2 protein-coding genes are annotated in these 1,753 nt (G+C 74.0%); both read left to right on the top strand.

The features are described from left to right. The first annotated feature begins 120 nt into the window (after positions 1 to 120). The gene (locus tag ACFW2E_RS46360; protein ID WP_384478062.1) at positions 121 to 771 is read left to right on the top strand and encodes an FMN-binding protein; all 651 of its coding nucleotides are present in this window, start codon (positions 121 to 123) and stop codon (positions 769 to 771) included. A 55-nt stretch (positions 772 to 826) separates the two neighbouring features. After that, positions 827 to 1,564 (top strand): FAD:protein FMN transferase, encoded by a 738-nt coding sequence (locus tag ACFW2E_RS46355; RefSeq protein ID WP_384478059.1) that lies wholly within the window; start codon positions 827 to 829, stop codon positions 1,562 to 1,564. Positions 1,565 to 1,753 lie beyond the last annotated feature (189 nt).

Below are 1,753 nucleotides of genomic sequence, written 5' to 3'. Positions count from 1 at the left end.
CTGCTGTCGCTGTAGCCGTCGACGGACCCCGCCGCCGCGGCGGCGGGAGCGGCGCCGCAGCAGACGGCGGCCGGGCAGGAGTCGCCGCAGGGCGGCGCGCAGACCGCCGGGACGGGCACGGTGACCGGTGACGCGGCCCAGACCCAGTACGGGGTCGTGCAGGTCCGGCTGACCGTGAGCAACGGCAGGATCACCAAGGCCGAGGCGGTACAGGCCCCCAAGGGCGGGACGAGCGACCAGAAGACCGCGCTGTCCGTGCCGAAGCTCAACCAGGAGGCCGTCGCCGCGCAGAGCGCGCAGATCGACTCGGTGTCCGGGGCGACGTACACGAGCACGGGCTACAAGAAGTCGCTCCAGTCCGCGCTGGACAAGATGAAGGCGTCCGGCGGCTCGAAGGGTTCGGCGGGATCGTCGGGCTCGTCCTCCGGCTCGTCCGGCTCGTCCGGCTCGTCCGGATCATCGGGCTCGTCCTCCGGGTCGGGCGGGGCCGCGCAGGCCACCAAGACCGTGACCGGGCAGGTCGCGCAGACCCAGTACGGGCCGGTCCAGGTCCGGATCACCGTCAGCAACGGCAAGATCACCAAGGCCGAGGCGGTACAGGCCCCCAAGGGCGGGCTCAGCGACCAGAAGACCGCGCAGGCCGTGCCGAAGCTGAACCAGGAGGCGGTGGCGGCCGGGAACGCGAGCATCGACTCGGTCTCCGGGGCCACCTACACGAGCACCGGCTACAAGCAGTCCCTGCAGTCCGCTCTGGACCAGGCCGGTGGCTGAGGCAGTGGCGGAGTCCGCAGAAGCTCCCGCCGCGGTGCGTCGGGCGGAGGAGGTCATGGGGACTGTCTTCTCCTTCGACGTCCGCGGCGGGGAACCGCGTGCCGTGCGGGCCGCCCTCGACGACGCGGTCACCGGACTGCACCGTGTCGACGAGGTGTTCAGCACCTATCGCGAGGACAGTCAGGTCTCCCGGCTCGCCCGTGGTGAGCTCACCGTGGCCGAGTGCGATCCGGAGGTCGCCGAGGTGCTGGAGCTGGGCGCCGAGGCGGAGCGGGTGAGCGACGGCTGGTTCAGCATGAGGTACCGGGGCCGGCTCGATCCGACCGGGATCGTGAAGGGCTGGGCCGCCGAGCGGGCCGCGCGGAGGATCGCGGAGGTCGGCGTGAGCGGCGTCAGCGTGAACGGCGGCGGGGACGTCCAGATGTTCGGGGCACCCGAGCCGCACCGGCCGTGGCGGGTGGGCGTGGCGGATCCCCTGCGGCCGGGCGGGCTGGCGGCGGTTATCTCGTCCGGCGGAGTCGAGGAGCTGTCGGTGGCCACGTCCGGCACGGCCGAACGCGGGGCGCACATCGTGGATCCGCGGACCGGGAAGTCGGCGGTCACGGACCTTGTCGCGGTGACCGTGGTCGGCCCCTGTCTGACCTGGGTGGACTGCTGGGCGACGGCGGCGTTCGCGATGGGGTCGCGGGCGGGGCTGGCTTGGCTGGAGTCGCTGCCCGGGGTCGAGGCGTTGCTGATCACGGCGGGCGATGAGGTGCGGTGCACCGGGGGGTTGGCCGCGAGGCTGGGCTGAAGCGGTGCGGGCCGGGGGTGAGCCGCGCAACCCTGCGCTGACGGGGTGCCTCCCCCAGGCTCTCAGACCTCGTTCGGGCAGGGGACCCCATCGCCCACCCGTGCCGCTCCGAGCGGCACGACCGCCCCCCCCAACGCCGGGTCGCCGCGCGGCGGTCGCAGGCCGGGCCGGGCCCGGGCGCGGGGCGGG

Source organism: Streptomyces sp. NPDC058964 (assembly GCF_042741275.1).
In the GTDB taxonomy this organism is placed as follows: Bacteria; Actinomycetota; Actinomycetes; order Streptomycetales; family Streptomycetaceae; genus Streptomyces.
The sequence above is the reverse complement of the archived record's forward strand: the minus strand, read 5'-3'. Positions and strand labels throughout refer to the sequence as shown.

Excerpts from the sequence above, each read along its gene's own strand:
- ACFW2E_RS46355 (WP_384478059.1), top strand. The coding sequence starts at position 827 with ATGGGGACTGTCTTCTCCTTCGACGTCCGCGGCGGGGAACCGCGTGCC.